The sequence below is a fragment of the Pantoea coffeiphila genome (genome assembly GCF_016909495.1).
GTDB lineage: Bacteria > Pseudomonadota > Gammaproteobacteria > Enterobacterales > Enterobacteriaceae > Erwinia > Erwinia coffeiphila.
The window spans coordinates 12,587-30,383 of record NZ_JAFBFW010000009.1 but is presented as its reverse complement, the minus strand read 5'-3'; the positions used below and the strand labels follow the sequence as shown (position 1 = coordinate 30,383).

General features: G+C 56.8%; 14 protein-coding genes. 8 read left to right on the top strand and 6 right to left on the bottom strand.

Annotated elements, in window-relative coordinates; translation table 11 throughout:
* Positions 1 to 399: 399 nt before the first annotated feature.
* From JOE09_RS22955 to fepB, 4 genes are all read right to left on the bottom strand, one after another.
* Positions 400 to 2,508, bottom strand: a complete 2,109-nt coding sequence (locus JOE09_RS22955) for a TonB-dependent receptor (protein ID WP_205067477.1) — start codon at positions 2,506 to 2,508, stop codon at positions 400 to 402.
* A gap of 371 nt (positions 2,509 to 2,879) precedes the next feature.
* Entirely contained in the window at positions 2,880 to 3,929 is a 1,050-nt protein-coding gene (locus JOE09_RS22950; RefSeq protein WP_205067476.1) for a FecCD family ABC transporter permease, read from the bottom strand.
* The gene (locus tag JOE09_RS22945) at positions 3,926 to 4,936 is read right to left on the bottom strand and encodes a FecCD family ABC transporter permease (protein WP_205067475.1); all 1,011 of its coding nucleotides are present in this window, start codon (positions 4,934 to 4,936) and stop codon (positions 3,926 to 3,928) included. Before JOE09_RS22945 ends, JOE09_RS22950 begins: the two co-directional genes overlap by 4 nt.
* Positions 4,933 to 5,898 carry a Fe2+-enterobactin ABC transporter substrate-binding protein gene (gene fepB, locus JOE09_RS22940; RefSeq protein ID WP_239553271.1) on the bottom strand — a complete coding sequence of 322 codons (966 nt, stop codon included), beginning with the start codon at positions 5,896 to 5,898 and terminating at the stop codon, positions 4,933 to 4,935. Before fepB ends, JOE09_RS22945 begins: the two co-directional genes overlap by 4 nt.
* Positions 5,899 to 6,037: 139 nt before the next feature.
* Here fepB and JOE09_RS22935 point away from each other — a divergent pair, with 139 nt between their 5' ends.
* The 3 genes from JOE09_RS22935 (at position 6,038) to JOE09_RS22925 (ending at position 9,942) form a co-directional block, all read left to right on the top strand.
* Complete coding sequence (locus JOE09_RS22935; RefSeq protein WP_105593675.1) at positions 6,038 to 7,342, top strand: NtaA/DmoA family FMN-dependent monooxygenase; 1,305 nt, start codon at positions 6,038 to 6,040, stop codon at positions 7,340 to 7,342.
* 126 nt (positions 7,343 to 7,468) lie between these two features.
* Positions 7,469 to 8,449, top strand: coding sequence for a metallophosphoesterase (locus tag JOE09_RS22930; protein ID WP_205067473.1), 981 nt, complete (start codon positions 7,469 to 7,471; stop codon positions 8,447 to 8,449).
* Positions 8,450 to 8,538: 89 nt separating this feature from the next.
* A complete protein-coding gene (locus JOE09_RS22925; RefSeq protein WP_239553273.1) occupies positions 8,539 to 9,942 on the top strand; it encodes a DNA cytosine methyltransferase in 1,404 nt (467 codons plus the stop codon).
* A 111-nt stretch (positions 9,943 to 10,053) separates the two neighbouring features.
* Here JOE09_RS22925 and JOE09_RS22920 read toward each other — a convergent pair whose 3' ends face one another.
* The gene (locus JOE09_RS22920; protein WP_205067471.1) at positions 10,054 to 11,304 is read right to left on the bottom strand and encodes a flavin-containing monooxygenase; all 1,251 of its coding nucleotides are present in this window, start codon (positions 11,302 to 11,304) and stop codon (positions 10,054 to 10,056) included.
* A gap of 323 nt (positions 11,305 to 11,627) precedes the next feature.
* Between JOE09_RS22920 and JOE09_RS22915 the strand changes: the two genes are divergently transcribed.
* Genes JOE09_RS22915 through argE form a run of 4 tightly spaced genes read left to right on the top strand, consistent with a single transcriptional unit; the run spans position 11,628 to position 15,331 of the window.
* Positions 11,628 to 13,034, top strand: coding sequence for a purine-cytosine permease family protein (locus JOE09_RS22915; protein ID WP_205067470.1), 1,407 nt, complete (start codon positions 11,628 to 11,630; stop codon positions 13,032 to 13,034).
* 56 nt (positions 13,035 to 13,090) lie between these two features.
* Positions 13,091 to 13,519, top strand: a complete 429-nt coding sequence (locus JOE09_RS22910; protein ID WP_200560668.1) for a RidA family protein — start codon at positions 13,091 to 13,093, stop codon at positions 13,517 to 13,519.
* Positions 13,516 to 14,190, top strand: a complete 675-nt coding sequence (locus JOE09_RS22905; RefSeq protein WP_205067469.1) for a DUF1028 domain-containing protein — start codon at positions 13,516 to 13,518, stop codon at positions 14,188 to 14,190. The genes JOE09_RS22910 and JOE09_RS22905 overlap by 4 nt, the downstream gene beginning before the upstream one ends.
* Complete coding sequence (gene argE / locus JOE09_RS22900; protein ID WP_205067468.1) at positions 14,183 to 15,331, top strand: acetylornithine deacetylase; 1,149 nt, start codon at positions 14,183 to 14,185, stop codon at positions 15,329 to 15,331. Before JOE09_RS22905 ends, argE begins: the two co-directional genes overlap by 8 nt.
* 17 nt (positions 15,332 to 15,348) lie before the next feature.
* Here argE and JOE09_RS22895 read toward each other — a convergent pair whose 3' ends face one another.
* The gene (locus JOE09_RS22895; protein ID WP_205067467.1) at positions 15,349 to 16,257 is read right to left on the bottom strand and encodes a LysR family transcriptional regulator; all 909 of its coding nucleotides are present in this window, start codon (positions 16,255 to 16,257) and stop codon (positions 15,349 to 15,351) included.
* A gap of 227 nt (positions 16,258 to 16,484) precedes the next feature.
* Here JOE09_RS22895 and JOE09_RS22890 point away from each other — a divergent pair, with 227 nt between their 5' ends.
* Entirely contained in the window at positions 16,485 to 17,675 is a 1,191-nt protein-coding gene (locus JOE09_RS22890) for an MFS transporter (protein WP_205067465.1), read from the top strand.
* Positions 17,676 to 17,797: the final 122 nt, after the last annotated feature.

Sequence of the window (17,797 nt, the reverse complement as noted above, 5' to 3'; positions counted from 1 at the left end):
ACTGAATATTAAGAATCGTGTTGATTGCAGCTAACAACTGTAAAGAAAAAAATAGTAATCATGTTGATAAATATCTCTTATCGACAGCGCAATGAAAATGATATTGAAAAAATCAACCTAAAAAACCTTAATTACAGGATAGGGGTGAAAATAACACTTAAGTCTCATTGCTAATCGACAGGTAGAGTTAAATATCGTTTTTAAACCCGAAATAGGTTTTATTTGTTACTTTCAAGCTTGGAATTTGAGTGGGTATTAATTGATTGATCGTAAAATTCACGTATAGATAAGGGTATGTATTAAAAGAATTATAAATGGAAAAGGGTTTTTATGAGTTTGAAACGGTGAAAATGTCGGAGAGTTATTAACTCTCCGACGGCAGGATTTTATCTGAAATTATTAGAAGTTCAGTTCCAGCGTGGTTCCAATTGCGCGTTCACGAAGCGTAATTGGCGTATTTCTGTCATTCGAACTAATACTCAAACTGTGATCGTTATCAAATAAGTTCTGCGCATACAGCGTTGCACGACCATATTTGAAGGTATAAGCCAGCTGCGCATTAGAAACCCAGTATGGAGAAATGCGGCCACGATTATCATTATCATAGGCTGAATAATAAGATCCGCTGAACTTCACATTACCGCTCAGCTCAACGCCCGGCAGCAGCATATATTTCGCGCCCACGTTAGCCGTATAGCCCGGTGCTCGTGGCAGAACATTGCCTTCGTTGGTGCTGCCGTTAAACTCCTTGATCTTGGTTTTCAGCAGGCCAACGGAGGTATTCATTTCAAAATCAATGCTCGGCTTCCAGATAGCGCCAAACTCTGCACCGTAAGTCACCACTTTGTCCGCATTGTCGATAATCGATGAACCTGATGACAGCGTATACGGCAGCTGCATGTTTTTGTAATCGTTATAGAACACGTTACTGGTCAGGTCGAGGTCGGCCGCATCAATATGGTGACGGGTATACAGTTCATAGTTCCAGACGTATTCCGGATCGTAGGTGTAGGTGACCACCGGCGTGGCGAAGGTGATGCCCGCACCACCGGCGTTATAACCGCGAGCGATTTTGGCACCGAAGGTCTGGCCTTCAATCGGCTTCCATGCCACGTCCAGTTTCGGCAGGAAAACGTTGTAGGTTTCATCGAAATTCACTGCGGATGCACCACCGCTACCAACGCGGCGGCGATGTTCGCGTTCCAGGCGGCTGGATGCGGTGACATCAACCTGTTCGGTCAGCGCATAGGTCAGTTCAGCGAAGGCCGATGAGGTTTTGGTTTCATCCTTGAAGAAGCTGCCGCCGTAAAGGTACACATCCTCATCCTGGCTGGCGGTGAAGTAGTTCAGTCCGGCCAGACCGCGCCAGACGTTATCTTCGGTGGCAAAGTTCACCAGTGGCGACATCTGGAATTCATGGCCATCGACGTTAGCACTGACGTTGCTGGCGTAGGTATGACGATGCTGATTGAACGCGGTATACAGCGCTTTGTTCGACAGGCGCAGCTGTTCCGACTGATCCCAGGAGATATCCCAGATCGTGCTGTTGTACTGGTTCTGGAAGACCGGACGGCGGCGATCGTAGCGGGCAACGGTGTTGGTTTCCGGGCTGAGCGCTTCGTTCTGTGGTGCGATGCTGTCAAAGTGGTTGACCGTCAGCTTGGTGCTCAGTTCGCGCAGCGATGACGGGTTATACAACAGTTTCATACGCGCGGTATTGGTCTCAACCTGCTTCACTTTCCCCGGATAGGGATCGTAATCAATCAGGTCGACGGTGCTCTGGCGGCGCTGGCGATCGAGGCTGACGCGGAAGGCCAGTTCATCTTCGATCAATGGACCGGAAACCATGGCGGCTGTTTGCGAGGCGTGTTGATTACCGATACCGCCTTTTACCGCACTTTCCCATTCAAATGACGGATCGCGCGTGGTCATTACCACCGCACCGGCAATGGCGTTACGTCCCTGCACATAGCTCTGTGGGCCGAGGAAAACTTCGGTACGGTCCACATCCCACAGCGACTGGCTGCCGAATGCCATTTCGTTATAGCTCAGCGAACGGCCATCGACGGACATGTTGATACGCGGGCGTGAACCGGTGAAGAAAGCGGTCGCGCCGGTTGCCGGACCGGAACCGTCCAGGCCACGAATGGTGGGCAGATCGTTACCCGGGCCCACATCGGTAATGTTCGGGATCATCTGCATGATGTCGCGAATTTCCACTGCGTGCGGCAGGGAATCGATTGCGTCTTTGTCGTAAACTTTGACGCTAGAGCCGGTGTCATAGATGGAGCGGTTAGTCTTCTCACCGGTGACGATCATCGTGTTATCAACGGCAGTTTCGGTTTCTTTTTGATTACCTTCTGCCACTTTGTCATCAGCCACTTTCTCTTCAGCTGCCGTGGCATTACCTGCGCCTAACACGCATAAGCCAATTAACAGCGATGAAAATGTCCGTTTGAAAACCCGTCCTGCTTCGGGCTGACGTTGAGCCTGAGTCTGCTCGGCCATGTGTCTTTCTCCTTTCCCAGATGCGCACTGCTTTTATTGTTTTTACGAGGGTGAAACGACAATAACATTCACATTGCTAATGACTTTATCGGCCATCCTGGCTTTTGGTTATGTAATACCTACGCTGACTTTCTGCGAAAATAATAGTCACGCTGGTAAATTATGCTTTTTAACCATGATGTTAACGCGACATCAAGCGATGCAGCTGAGAAGTGGCCCCTATGAGGTAAGTAATACCGCGCTAAAAAATCGTCAAAAATAATAATGATTTGCGCATGTTAATGCAAATCATTATCAAATGTAACAAAAGTAAATTTTGGGTTTATATGCCGGGAAATGATTCTGTTGCAGTTATTTGTACTGAAGATGTTTTAAATTTGTCGGGTGCGGGTCAGCAGCCAAAGCAAATAGAGCCCGCCAATAATTCCGGTCATGCGTCCAACGGGAACGGTGATCCCTACAGGCATTAGCTGGGTGAATAGATCGGCCAGAATCAGCAGGCAGGCACCCATTAATGCCGCCCCCAGCACCGGCACTCCCCGCCCGGCAGTCAGGCGAACCACCAGTTGTGGAGCGGCCAGCGCCACAAAGGCTATTGGTCCGGTAGCGCTGGTCGCCACTGCCGCCAGCATTACGCCGGCAAACAGCATCAGTAAGCGCATACGTTCAACCGGAACGCCTAACTGACGGGCCAGGTCATCGCCCATCTCCATTAAATTCAGACGATGTGCCCCAAGCAGGACCAGCGGCAGTAGCACGACGACACCAACAATCACCGGAATAGCATGATCCCAGCTGCGCGCGGCGGTAGTGCCGGAAAGCCACAGATTTGCCATGATGGAATTATCGAGATCGCCTTTAACCAGCAGTAATCCATTGAATGCACTGAGGATCGCGCCTACGCCGATGCCGGTAAGAATCAGCCGGTAGCCCCGTACCGCGCCTCCCTGGCGTGCCAGCAGGTAGACCAGCAGTGCCGTCAGCATGCCGCCCGCCAGCGACCAGATCACGACCTGTAGCGTTCCGCCATCAAACAGTACAATCTGCATGATGGCCCCGCTGGCTGCCCCCGTGGTAAAGCCGATAATGTCAGGCGAACCCAGCACATTGCGCGAAATCGACTGGAAAATTGCCCCGGAAACACCGAGTGCCGCCCCGACAAATAGCGCCACCAGCACTCTCGGCAGGCGAATATTGCGGATAACGTGGCCGAAAATCCCCTCATCACCGCTGCCGGACAGTGCAGCAAGCACCTGCGGAATACCAATCGGCAGGCGGCCGACGGTCATGGCATAACAGCCCAGTATGAGCGCCAGCACCAGCAGGCAACAGCACACCAGCAGATTGCGCAGTGACAGGCGAAGTGAAAATTGCCGCCACTGCCAGACGCGACCTGTGATCGGCAGATCCTGATTCTTCATGCCTGTACCCTCTTCCAGCGTCTTACCAGCCAGATAAATACCGGTCCGCCAAGCAGCGCGACCATAATGCCTACGCTGACTTCTCCGGGATATCCCACCAGACGCCCAAGCGTATCTGCCGCCATCACCAGAATGGCCGAAATCAGCATCGCCCAGGGCAGCAGCCAGCGGTGATCCGCGCCGGAAAATGCTCTGGCGAAGTGCGGCGCGGTCAGTCCGATAAACCCGATCGGTCCGGCGGCGGCGGTTGCCGATCCTGCCAGCAGCACAATCGACAGCGCCGCCAGCAGCCAGATGCGCAGCGGATTCACTCCGAGGGATTTACCCAGGTCGAGGCCGAGAGCCAGCGTATCCAGCGCCGTCGCAAGGATAAGCGCCAGCACCACGCCGGTTAAAACCAGCAGCGACACTGGCAGCAGCACCGCATAGCCTCGCCCTTGTAGTGAGCCGACAACCCAGTGGCGAAACTGGTCAAATACGGCCTCATCGCTGTTAACGGTAATCAGCTGAGTCAGTGCCAGCATCATAATCGACAGCGCAGCCCCGGCCAGCACCATCCGCACCGGGTTGTTGCCGCGCAGGCCACCCAGTGCACATACCGCACCGCCGGTCAGTGCAGCGCCTCCCAGGGCGAACCAGATGTACTGATTGATATCGGACAGCCCGAGAAAGGCGATCGCCATAACGCTGGCGAGCGTGGCGCCGGCATTCACGCCGAGGAGGCCAGGGTCGGCCAGCGGATTGCGGGTTAGCGCCTGCATTACCGCACCGGCTGCGCCCAGCGCCACACCAACAACCAGCCCGAGCAGCGTGCGCGGTACCCGCAAATAGTGCACCAGCAGATGTTCACTATTACGTGGATCAAAATGTACCAGCGCCTGCCAGGTAGTCGCAGGCGAAATCGCCCGGGTGCCGATAAACATGCTGCAGATGGTCAGCAAAACCAGTAGCAGCATGCCCCAGAGCAAACCGCTGCGTCGAAATGCAGGACTGAAAAGTTGATTCATTGCCCGCTGGCTGCCGGGGTTTTAGCGAAGTTTTTCACCACGTCACGCACGATCTCACTGGCACTGTAGTAGTCAATACGGAAGGAGTTGATCCCCAGACTGTAAACCCGCTTCGTTTGCACCGAAGGCAGATTCGCCAGCATCGGATCGCGAAGAAAGGCATCGACCCGCTCCTGCGGCGCGCGCAGCAGGAAGGTGGTGGCCGCAGTCAGCTGGGTCAGATTCTCGTAGGTTGCCCAGACAAAATCATTCTGTGCTTTGACCGTGGTTTGCCAGGCCGGGTTCGGATCTTCCATTTTAAAGCCGAGTGATGCCAGCAGGCTGCTGTGCACGCCTCTTGCCGTAGCGATCGGGTTAGGGATACCTGGGCCGTTATAGCTGATGATATTGGCCTGCCCCGGCGGTACGGTAATTTTTTCCCGCGCCTGCTTTACGAGGCCGTCAAATTCGGTAATGCGCGCACTGGCTTCTTTTTCCAGTCCGCTGGCTTCACCGAGCAGCGTCGCCAGTTCCTGCCAGGTTTGTCCACCGTAGTCAACGACGATCGTTGGTGCAATCTGGCGGAAGTCTGCCAGCTGCGCCTTGGCGGAATCCGCTCCGCCGGTGGAAACCACAATCAGATCCGGGGTGACTGCGTACGCCTGTTCCAGATCGACGGTACCCGCCGTCCACAATTTTTCCAGCTTGCGCTCTGCCGCTACCGCTTGCCACTGCGCGTACCAGTCGCCGTTCACGCCGGTGGCGCTGCCCGCCAGCGGCGCATCAATGGCCAGCAGCGTGCCGGTCACGGTGACCGATGTGGAAAGAATACGCTTTGGTTTCGCCGGGATGGTCGTGGTCGTGCCATCCGCATTGTGGAACTGGCGCGGCCAGCCTTTTTCACCTTCAGCCTGGCTGGAAAAAGCCGTTATCAACAGCACCAGAGATAATAAGTATCGCAAATTTAGTTTAATTTTTTTCATATATCCATTCATTTGTAAGGACTATTTTGCACAGCACACGCTGCCCTGCGCCATTGCGTATTCATAAAACGACGGGCAGTATATTCCGCACGCACATCTACAACAACATCAGCAAATGCAAGGATATAAGGAGAATGGAGTGAATAATAACAGGCAGCTCTGCGTCGGGTTATCGCTTGCTGTAACCTGGCTAACCGGCAATGGATGGCGCCGAAATGACAGTGACGTAGAGTCAATTTACTCAAGCGAATTTTATGTTGATATCGCCCGGCGCGCCGAAGCAGCAAAGCTCGATTTCCTGTTCCGCCCCGATGCGATGTGGCTATCACGCCAGGCGGTGGTTGAATCTCCAGCCTTCAGCAGCGTTGATCCCACTCTGCTGATGGCATCCATTGCCGCGCATACCAGCCGTATCGGGCTGGTTTCCACCGCCTCAACGACGTTTATGCCGCCCTACGTGGTGGCGCGCCAGTTCCAGTCGCTGAACCAGCTCAGCCGGGGCCGCGCAGGTTGGAACGTGGTGACCTCACTGGCCGGGAATCTGAATTTTGGCCTCAGCGAAATGCCTCCGTCGGCGCAGCGCTATGCTCAGGCGCTGGAATTCACCGAGGTGGTGCGCAAACTTTGGCGCAGCTATCCGGCAGAGGCGCTGCGCATCGATCGTGAAGCGGGTGTGTATGCCGATTTTGATAAAGTGGTGCCGATCGATCATCAGGGCGAGCACTTCAGCGTTCAGGGCCCGCTTAACGTGCCCGAATGGGACGGCCCGCGCATTCCGCTGTTCCAGGCGGGGGCTTCCGATTCCGGCCGCGACTTTGCAGCCCGCACCGCCGATGCCATTTTTGCCGCCACGCCTGATATCGCTGCGGGCGTAGAGCTGCGCAACGATCTGCGGCGCAGGGCGGTGGCGCACGGGCGCAGCGCTGATGATATCCGCCTGATGCCGGGCGTCAGTCTGTATCTGGGCAATACCCGGGAGGAGGCGCAGGAACTGTACCGCGCCACGCAGGAAGGGCTGGACCCGGAGCGCAAATTCGCCCGCGCCAGCGAGCTGCTCGGCATTAACCTGCGCGAGCTGTCGCCGGATACCCGCATTACGCCGGACATGCTGCCACCGCCGGGGAAAGTATTCAGCCAGACACACGCCAATCTGCTGCGGCGGCTGATCGAGCGCGAGCAGCCGCTGTTGCGCGATCTGATGACGCGACCGGAGGTGGTTGGTTCCGCCTACTGGCAGGTTATCGGCACGGTGGAAGATGCGGTACGCGAAATTCGTGAACGCTTCGAGGCCGGTGCGCTGGACGGGATTATCGCCATTCCGGGCGGTTCGCCGGGCTGCATGGATCTCACCCTTAGCCAGCTGATGCCACGCCTGAGTGAAGAGGGCCTGCTGCGCCGCGAGTATTCATCCACAACGCTGGCCGGGCATCTTGGGATTGGCTGAGTGTTATCGGACTGTCGCTTCCCGGCAGTCCGTTTTTTGTCGTATAAACGTCACGTTTCGGCAATAAAAACGTCATTCCGCACGGCGAGGATAGGGCTCTTAATTATTGCCTGGATCTGCTGCACGATGTCCCTTAAAACGTTGCCAAATCCGCTTTCCCAGCCGCAGCGGCTGGCGCTGGGCGAGGCCGGAATTCTTTATCAGCTCCCTGCCATACGCTCGCCTGACCCCGCCGACAGCACCCTGCGCTTTGGCTTGATTGCCGATCCGCAGTATGCGGATGCCGATCCCGATGTGGAAAATAACCTCTATTACCGCCACGGGCTGTGTAAGCTTTCCTCGGCCATTAGCGCGCTGAACGATCTGTCGCTCGATTTTGTTGCCACGCTGGGCGACCTGGTCGATCGCCACTGGTCAAGCTACAGCGAGCTGCTGCCGCGTTATGATGCCCTGCACCATCCACATGTCGCGGTAATCGGCAATCATGATGCGCAGGTGATTTCCGAGCATCTGGCCGCGCACACTCCGCCGCTGGGCCTGCCGAAAAGCTATTATCATTTCCGACTCAGCGGTTATCGCTTTCTGGTGATCGACGGTAACGATATCAGCCTCTACTGTAATGCGGGCAACGGTGACGACCTGCAGCAGGCTCGTGAACAGCTTGATGAACTGATTGCACAGCAGCAGCCGCAGGCCCAGCGCTGGAACGGTGCGGTCGGCGAGAAGCAGATGGCGTGGATTGAGCAGAATCTGCAACAGGCGCAGGCGCTGGGTGAAACGGTTATTGTGTTTGGTCACTATCCGCTGGCTCCGCTGAAAAAACACATTTTGTGGAACGGTGAAGTGGTGGCGGATCTGCTGTGCCGCTATCAGGTCCGTGCTTACTTTGCCGGTCACGATCACCGTGGCGGCTATTACCGGCGTGGGAATACCGATTTTATTACTCTGAAAGGGATGCTCGACGGCCCGGATAACGTGCCTTTTGCCGTTGCCGAACTCAACGGGAACAGGCTTATCATCACCGGTTTTGGTGGTGAAATCAGCCGTATCCTGCCACTAAGCCACAGCGAGCCGCTGCACGAGGTGGATAGCGAGAGCCGTCTGTAAAATCCGGGTCAATTATGTGATAGCCTGTCACGAACTTAACCCGGAATATTATCGTCATGAAAGAATTACCGCCTGCCGTGCAGCCGCTGATGGCCGGTTCCCGTGAAGGATTACAGGCCCGCATCGCGGAAGATCTCGCACTGCTGCTGCGGGTGTTGGAAATTTACGATCGACGGACCGTTGCCGAACATTTGCAATCGGTCGGCGGTGACGGCTGGACGCGTGAGTCGGTAAGCCGCTGGATAAGCGGAAAATCTGCCGCACAGGCATTAACCGCAGCGGAAGTCAGCGCGCTTGAGGCCATGCTGCCGCAGCCACCGTCGCATCATCCCCACTATCCGTTCCGCTTTATCGATCTCTTCGCCGGTATCGGGGGCATTCGTAGCGGCTTTGAGGCGATTGGCGGTCAGTGCGTGTTCACCAGCGAGTGGAACCCGCACGCGGTCAGAACCTACCGGGCTAACTGGTTTAACGATGAGCACGAGCACACGTTTAATACCGATATCCGCAAGGTCACGCTGAGCGATAAACCCGAGGTGGCCGAAGCGGAAGCCTACGCTCATATCGATCATCAGATCCCGCAGCACGACGTGCTGCTGGCGGGTTTTCCCTGCCAGCCGTTCAGCCTGGCGGGCGTCAGCAAAAAGAATTCCCTCGGCCGTGCGCACGGTTTTGAATGTGATACGCAGGGCACGCTGTTCTTCGATGTGGCGCGAATTATTGCCGTCAAAAAACCGGCAATCTTCGTGCTGGAGAACGTAAAAAACCTGAAAAGCCACGATAAAGGCAAAACGTTTCGCGTGATCATGCAAACGCTGGATGAGCTGGGTTACGACGTCGCTGATGCTGATGTTAACGGTGCGGCCGATCCCAAAATCATCGACGGCAAACATTTTTTACCGCAGCACCGCGAGCGTATTGTGCTGGTGGGTTTCCGCCGCGATCTCGGCCTGGCACAAGACTTTACCCTGCGCGATATTGCGAAGTTCTATCCGCCGCAGCGCCCCGCCTTTGCCGATCTGCTGGATAAGCAGGTTGAGAGCAAATATATCCTGACGGTAAAACTGTGGGAGTACCTCTACAACTACGCGAAGAAACACCAGGCTAAAGGTAATGGTTTTGGCTACGGACTGGTGTCACCTGCCGATCGTCAGGTGGTATCACGCACCCTTTCCGCGCGTTACCACAAGGATGGCTCTGAGATCCTGATCGACCGGGGATGGGATAAAGCGCTGGGCGAGAAATCGTTCCACGATGCGGCCAACCTTGAACACCGCCCGCGCAGGTTAACGCCGCGTGAATGTGCTCGCCTGATGGGCTTCGAAAAGCCGGGGGAAAAGACGTTTCGTATTCCGGTGTCGGATACCCAGTCCTATCGTCAGTTTGGGAATTCGGTGGTGGTGCCCGCTTTTGCTGCCGTGGCCCGACTGCTGGAGCCGGTGATTTTGCAGGCAGTGAAGAAAACTCGCACTGCGGAGAAAACGGCAGGCTAATACGGCCTGAAAACGGATCTGTAACGGCGCGGAAAGCGGATATGTCCCCTTTCCGGCCATGTTCTTACCTCTCCGCCGTTTTTGACGTTTCTCCTTCCGCGGCGATGGTGCTTACTGCCAGGTAAGGTAGTTGCGCTGAATGGCAATCTGGTCAGCGATATATTTGGCATCGTGCCATACGCCCCAGATAAATGACGAACCGCGCCTGGAGAGCCACGGTAAACCGAGGAAATAAACCCCGGGTTCCGAGGATACGCCGCGCTGATGCTGTGGTTTGCCCTGTGCATCACAGGCATTAACGTTCAGCCAGCGATAATCCGAGGTAAAGCCCGTCGCCCAGATAATCGTGGTGATGTTGTTTGCGGCCAGATTCAGCTGTCGCTCCGGTGAGGTCATACAGGCAGGCGCCGGGCGAATGATCCGTGCCTGCGGCTCTTCCGGTAAATCCTGACCGTTGCGTGTGACCCACTCATCTGCGGCATCGAGCAGGGAGAGATAGTTTTCATCCCCGCGCACGATGTTCTGCGCCAGATCGTTTTCAAATTCCACCACACCGTTGGCAAAACGCTTCGTGCGGCCAACCAGCCTGACCCCTTCCTCCGCCAGCTTGCGGAAATCAACCGTATGGCCGCCGTTTGCGCCGCTGACGGCGATCGTCACGTGTTCTTTGCCCGGTTCCGTGGTCGCTTTATCCCACAGGCCAAGCACCCCTAACCACCAGCAAAAATCGCGCCCGCGATAGCTGCGCGGCGGCCGGTCGTGCGGACCAACGGAAAGATAGACTGCTTTCCCGGCGCGATTCAGTTCCTCGGCGATCTGCACACCGGATGAACCCGCACCGACAATCATCACTGCTCCATCCGGGAGCTGCGCGGGGTTTCGATAATGTGCCGAATGCAGCTGCGTCAGTTCTGCGGTCTGCGGTGCAATGGACGGAATCGCCGGGCACTGGAACGGGCCGGTAGCCACCACCAGATGGCGGGCTTCAAACACGCCGGCGGAGGTTTCTACACGAAAGCCGGGCTTGCCAATGTTGCGATCGACGCGCCGCACCTCTACACCGGTGCGAATGGGGGCATTGAAGCGGCTGGCGTAGGCTTCCATATAGTCCGCCACGCGCTCTTTAGGTACAAAGCTATCAGGGCTGATACCGGAAAACGCCATGCCGGGAAAGCGGTCGTGCCAGGCGGGGCCATTGGCGACCAGTGAATCCCATCGGCCGGTGCGCCAGGCTTCAGCAATACGATTTTTTTCTAACACAATGTGGGGGATGTCCAGCCGCGTCAGGTGTTCGCTCATTGCCACACCTGCCTGACCGGCACCGACAACCAGCGTATCAATGAAGGTTATTTCTGGCGTCATCTCTCTATCCTCAGGCTTATGGAATCGTCAAATGCAGCCTAGGGAGCGAATCAGAGACGGTAAAATATTATTAAGTTCATCATTGACGATAAATTAACGATTCAGGCAGCGGGAGTTCGTTTCCGGTCAATGTTACTCATATGTCGCAACTGTTGAATTTTCGTTAAATCACCACTGGTTTGCCCTGCCAAGTTTTTTCATTCTCTCTGACCATAAACTTACTAATTTACCCGTCGAAAAAAGAGTGCGCATTATCGCCTCAATAAAAAAACGATGCGTCGACGCCTCGAAATCCCCTGCACTTTCTGACATTGGAGCCTGCTATGTCGCCAACAGAAACTTCGCCCCCGCTGATTGAGAAACACACTATTGGCTATGTTCCCCCGGCCGATCGTCACGGTAAAACCCGCGATCTGTTTACCCTGTGGTTTGGCGGAAATATCGCTCCGCTGCCGATTGTCACCGGCGCACTGGCCGTTCAGCTGTTTCATCTGAACTTGCTGTGGGGCGTGGTGGCCATTCTGGTCGGCCATCTGGCCGGCGGTGCGCTGATGGCGCTGCACTCCGCACAGGGGCCGCAGATGGGGATTCCGCAAATGATTCAGAGCCGTGCGCAGTTCGGCTCGCTGGGTTCTTTGCTGGTGGTGGCGATTGCCGGAGTGATGTATATCGGTTTTTTTACCTCGAATATCGTCCTGGCCGGTGAGTCGCTGCACGGCATCGCTCCCGCTGTGCCGCTGCCGGTCGGGATTATTATCGGAGCTGTGGGTTCCGGGATAATCGGCATTATCGGCTACCGGTTTATCCACGTGCTGAACCGCATCGGGACCTGGGTGCTGGGGATCGGTATCGTGCTGGGCTTCGGCTATATCTTTAGCCATATCCATACGGCGGATTTCCTGACGCGCGGCGGATTTTCACTTTACGGCTGGCTGGCAACGGTGTCGCTGGCGGCGCTGTGGCAGATCGCTTTTGCCCCCTACGTTTCCGATTATTCCCGCTATTTGCCGGAAAATGTGTCCGTAGCAGGTACGTTCTGGGCGACTTACTGGGGATCGACGCTCGGCTCCAGCCTGTCATTTATCTTTGGTGCCGTGGCGGTACTGGCGACCCCGCCGGGCCTGCAAACCATGGACGCCGTCAGGGCTGCCACCGGTGCGATTGGGCCACTGATGCTGGTGCTGTTTTTGCTGAGCGTGATCAGCCATAACGCCCTTAACCTGTACGGCGCGGTGATGTCGTTAATTACCCTGGTGCAAACCTTTTTCTGGCGCTGGATACCCGGCAGTAAAAGCCGGGCCGTGCTGTCGGCAATCACCCTGGTGATCTGCTCGGTGGCGGCGATCTTTGCCTCGGCGGATTTCATCAGCCACTTTGTGGATCTGGTCCTGGCTCTGCTGGTGGTGCTGGTGCCCTGGACGGCGATCAACCTGATTGATTTTTATGCCATCCACAAAGGCAACTACGACATCAGCTCTATTTTTCAGGTGGATGGCGGGATTTATGGCCGCTATAACCCGCAGGCACTGCTGGCTTACGGCATCGGCATTGTGGTGCAGATCCCCTTTATGAATACCCCGCTCTATGTTGGCCCCGTTTCCGCGTGGATTAACGGCGCGGATCTCTCCTGGCTGATCGGCCTGCTGGTGACCTCACCGCTTTATTACTGGCTGGCCAGCCGCAACAGCGCGTATCGCCGCAGGCAGCAAAGCTACTGCCGACCCGCCTGAATTTTCCACCGGCCGCGTTATGCGGCCTCATTTACCCGTTTTACAGGAGTTAAAAGATGAGCAAACCGACGCATACCCGCATTCGCATGTTCAATACCAAAGCGACCTATCCAAATCAGAGCCTGGATAACGATCTGTGCCAGGCGGTACGTGCAGGTAACACCGTTTACGTGCGTGGCCAGGTGGGTACCGATTTTTCCGGGGCGCTGGTGGGGCTGGGCGATCCGCGCGCGCAGGCGGAGCAGGCGATGAAAAACGTGAAACAGCTGCTGGAAGAGGCGGGAAGCGATCTGTCGCACATCGTCAAAACGACCACCTATCTTATCGATCCCCGCTACCGTGAGCCGGTCTATCAGGAAGTCGGAAAGTGGCTGAAGGGCGTTTTCCCTATCTCTACCGGGCTGGTGGTGTCTGCACTGGCGCAGCCGCAGTGGCTGATGGAAATTGATGTTATAGCCGTTATTCCGGATGAGGAGGCGCTGTGACCTTTTCAATCGCGGCGCGCTGTAGTGAAACCGGGCAGTTTGGCGTGGCCGTCAGCTCCTCCAGCATGGCGGTGGGCGCCCGCTGCCCGTGGGTACTGAGCGGGGTCGGTGCAGTATCCAGCCAGAACATCACCCTGCCCGCTCTTGGCCCGGAAATCCTCGCGGCACTGGATCAGGGGGCGACCGTGCCGGGTGCGTTAGATGCCGCGCTGGCCCGTGACGCACACTGCCAGTATCGCCAGGTGACGGTGATTGGGCGCGATGGCCACACCGCCATATTTAGCGGCAGCCAGACGCTGGGTGTGCATCATGCGGTTCAGGGGAAAGCGTGCGTGGCTGCGGGAAATATGCTGGCAGGGAAACAGGTGATCGTCGCTATGGTCAGCGCATTTGAAAAAAGCCAGGGTTCACTGGCTGAGCGCCTGATCCTCGCGATGGAAGCGGGGCTGGCGGCGGGAGGAGAAGCTGGCCCGGTCCATTCCGCCGCGCTGAAAGTGGCGGGCGATCACAGCTGGCCGCTGATCGATCTCAGAGTTGACTGGGCGGATGCTGCTCCATTGGCCCGGCTGAACGATCTCTGGCGCGCCTGGCAACCTCAGGCGCAGGACTATCTGACGCGAGCACTCGATCCGCGCCAGGCTCCCGGCTATGGGGTTCCCGGCGATGAGTAGCTCGGTCCGCGATTTAATGGCGCAGCTGCTGGCGTTCGATACCACCAGCCGTGAATCCAATCTTGCGCTGATTCACTTTGTTCAGAGCTGGCTGGCGGAACACGGCGTGGCATCCCGGCTGCTGCATAATGACAGCGGAAGCAAGGCGAATCTCTACGCGGTGATTGGCCCTGATACAGCGGGTGGCGTGATGCTCTCCGGCCATACCGATGTGGTGCCGGTCGAGGGTCAGACGTGGAGCGTGCCGCCGTTTGCGCTGACGGAACAGGAAGGCCGCTATTACGGGCGCGGCAGCACCGATATGAAGGGATTCCTCGCCTGCGTGCTGGCCTCGGTACCGGCGTTTGTTGCCGAACCGCTGCGACTGCCGCTGCACCTGGCATTCTCCTACGACGAAGAGGTCGGCTGCCTGGGCGTGCGCAGCCTGACGGAGCTGCTGGCTGATGCGGCCAGTAAACCGGCGTTGTGCATTATTGGCGAACCCACTGAAATGCGGCCGGTTTACGGCCATAAGGGTAAAGTGGCGATGCGCTGCGACGTGCGCGGCCACGCGTGTCATTCCGCCTATGCGCCGCAGGGGGTGAATGCGATTGAGTATGCTACCCGGCTGATTACCCGGCTGATGGATGAAGGTGACAAGCTGGCTGAGGTGCAGGACAGCCGTTTCGATCCTGCCTTCAGCACCCTGCAGGTTGGTACGATTTCCGGCGGCACAGCGTTAAATATCGTGCCGCAGTCCTGCCAGTTTGACTTTGAAATCCGCCATCTTCCCGATGCCCCGGCTGACGCGGTCATTGAACGGATCGCACAGTATGCGCAGTGCGAGCTGTTACCCGCTATGCGGCAAAAAGCCGACGGCTGTAGCATCACCTTTCAGCCGCTCAGCCAGTATCCCGGTCTGCTGACCGATCCCACGTGTCGGTTCGCCAGCCTGCTGGCCGAATGGTGCGGCTGCGACCGTTTCAGCACCGTTGCTTTTGGCACGGAAGGCGGATTATTTCATCAGGCGGGTATGACGACGCTGGTTTGCGGTCCGGGTAGTATGGATCAGGGGCATAAACCGGATGAGTTCATCAGCGTGGAACAGATCGATGCCTGTATGAAAATGCTGGGTAATCTGACCCAATGGCTGCGCGCCTGAGCGGCGCGCTGGCCCGTTTACAGCATGCCCGGTAGTTCGGCTTTGCAGTACTCCACGAACAGTCCGGCGGGCTTGGTCAGCCGATCGCCCGCCAGCCAGGCGGCGGCCAGCCCGGAACCCTCCACCTCATCTTTCAGCTCCACCATGGCCAGCGGCTTCCCGTCGTAGCTGAACTTGCCACTCGGGCGGGTTACCAGCACGGCAAAACCAAAACCGTGGCCAACCATACCGCGCACCATTTCAATCGATGGCGAGCTAAAGACAATATCCGGCGTGATGCCTGCGCGGGTAAACAGGCTGATAAAGTAGTTACGGCTGGGCTGTACATCCAGCAGGATCATTGGTTCATCGGCCAGTTCAGACAGGGAAACCGCACTCTGCTGCGCCAGTCGGTGCGCCGCAGGCAGCAGAATATAGGGCTTTCTCGGTGCCACAAGCGGTTCCACGGTCAGGCTGTTGTCGAGATCGTGCTGATAGAGCAGCGCCACGTCGAAGCGGCCTGCGGCCAGCCCCTGCAACAGTTCGTGCTGCTCGCCGTCGCGGATCATAATCTCCACGCCGGGATACAGAGCCTTAAAGCCGTGGATCAGCTTTGGCAGAATCAGCGGAGCGACCGTTTCAAAGCAGCCGATATCGATTTTACCCGCCACAATGTCCGTATCGGCCAGCGCATTTTGCTCAAACTCATGGGCCATTCGCAGCAGTCTGACCGCTTTACGATGAAAACGGGTACCGGAAGGCGTTAGCGACACGCCCTGCGCGTGATGGCGAATAAAAAGCTGTACGCCGAAGCTCTCTTCCAGAATCTTTATTGCCGTTGAGATCGACGGCTGTGCGATAAATAACTTGCGGGAAGCTTCCGCCACGCTGCCACATTCAACCGTCGTGACGAAATACTTCAGCTGACGCAATGTGTAGTTTGCCATAGACCATCCTTATTCGTTCTCAGGATCATATCCGGCAAAATGGCGGCGATAAAGCGTTTATCTGTGTTGAACTTCACGAATTTTGCAGTCAGTTTTAGTGGTTTAGCTAAACGTTGACGTTGTCAAGGACAACGTCTGGCGTTGCGATAACGCTGGCATTGTTGTTAGCTGATAAGCGGACAACATTATGCCCGGAATCGGGCATTTAACCTGCGCAAAGAGACTCAATGAACGCTGAAATAACCCTGCCCCTGCGGCAGCAGAATAGCAATATTCTTCGCCTTGCCACCGCTCAGGCGCTGGCGGGTGCGAATGCGGTGGTGTTCTATACGACGGGGGCGATTGTCGGTAATAGCATTGCACCGGACAGCACGCTGGCCACCCTGCCGCTGACGATTTTTGTGCTGGGGATGGCCGCCTGTATTTTACCGCTCGGCGCGTTTGCCCGTCGGCATGGCCGCAGAGCGGCCTTTCTGCTGGGCACCGGTACCGGGGTGATCACCGGCCTGGCCGCCGCACTGGCGGTGGTCATAGGTTCGTTCTCTCTGTTTTGCCTTGCCGCGTTTATGGGCGGAGCCTATGCGGCGGTAGGGTTGTCATTTCGTTTTGCGGCCACCGATGGCGTGGGCAAAGAACGCCGGGCGCGGGCGCTTTCGCTGGTGATGGGCGGCGGCGTGGCGGCGGGCGTTATCGGCCCGATGCTGGTGACCGGCACGATGGATCTCTGGCCGCCACATACCTTCGCGGTGACCTTTATTGCCCAGGCGCTGGTGGCTGCGATTTCCGCCCTGGTGCTCTCCGGCGTGAAGTCGGCCGAGCCGGTCGCGCAGAATAAAGCTGGGGCCGCTGGCCGCCCGCTGGCTGAAATTATTCGCCAGCCGGGTTTTGCCCGCGTGGTGTTTACCGGCGCGGTTGCCTATATGGTGATGAACTTTCTGATGACCGCCGCGCCGCTGGCGATGCATATGCACGGCATCTCTCAGGAGGCATCTAACCTGGGCATCCAGTGGCACGTGATTGCCATGTACGCGCCGGGCTTCTTTACCGGCGGGCTGATTAGCCGCTTTGGTGCTTCTCGCGTTGCCGCCGCCGGGCTGGTGATTACGGCTCTTTCTGTGCTGGCCGGGCTGGCCGGAACGGAGATTGGTCATTACTGGGTGTCGCTGATCCTGCTGGGCGTGGGCTGGAACTTTGGCTTTACCGGTGCTTCCGCGCAGATCGTTGATTTCCATCGCCCCGAAGAGAAAACTCAGGTGCAGTCGCTGAATGATTTCATCGTCTTTGGCGTGATGATTATTGGGTCATTCTCTTCCGGCGCGCTGCTGCATCTTTTCGGCTGGAATGCCGTACTGTGGGGATCGCTGGTGCCGGTAATAGTGGCGCTGCTGACGCTGATATCGATAAAAAAACGCGGATAACCAGTAAAACACGGATAACGATTAAGTTGCAGACAGGCAGACAGGCAGACAGGCAGACAGGCAGACAGGCAGACAGGCAGACAGGCAGACAGGCAGACAGGCAGACAGGCAGACAGGCAGAA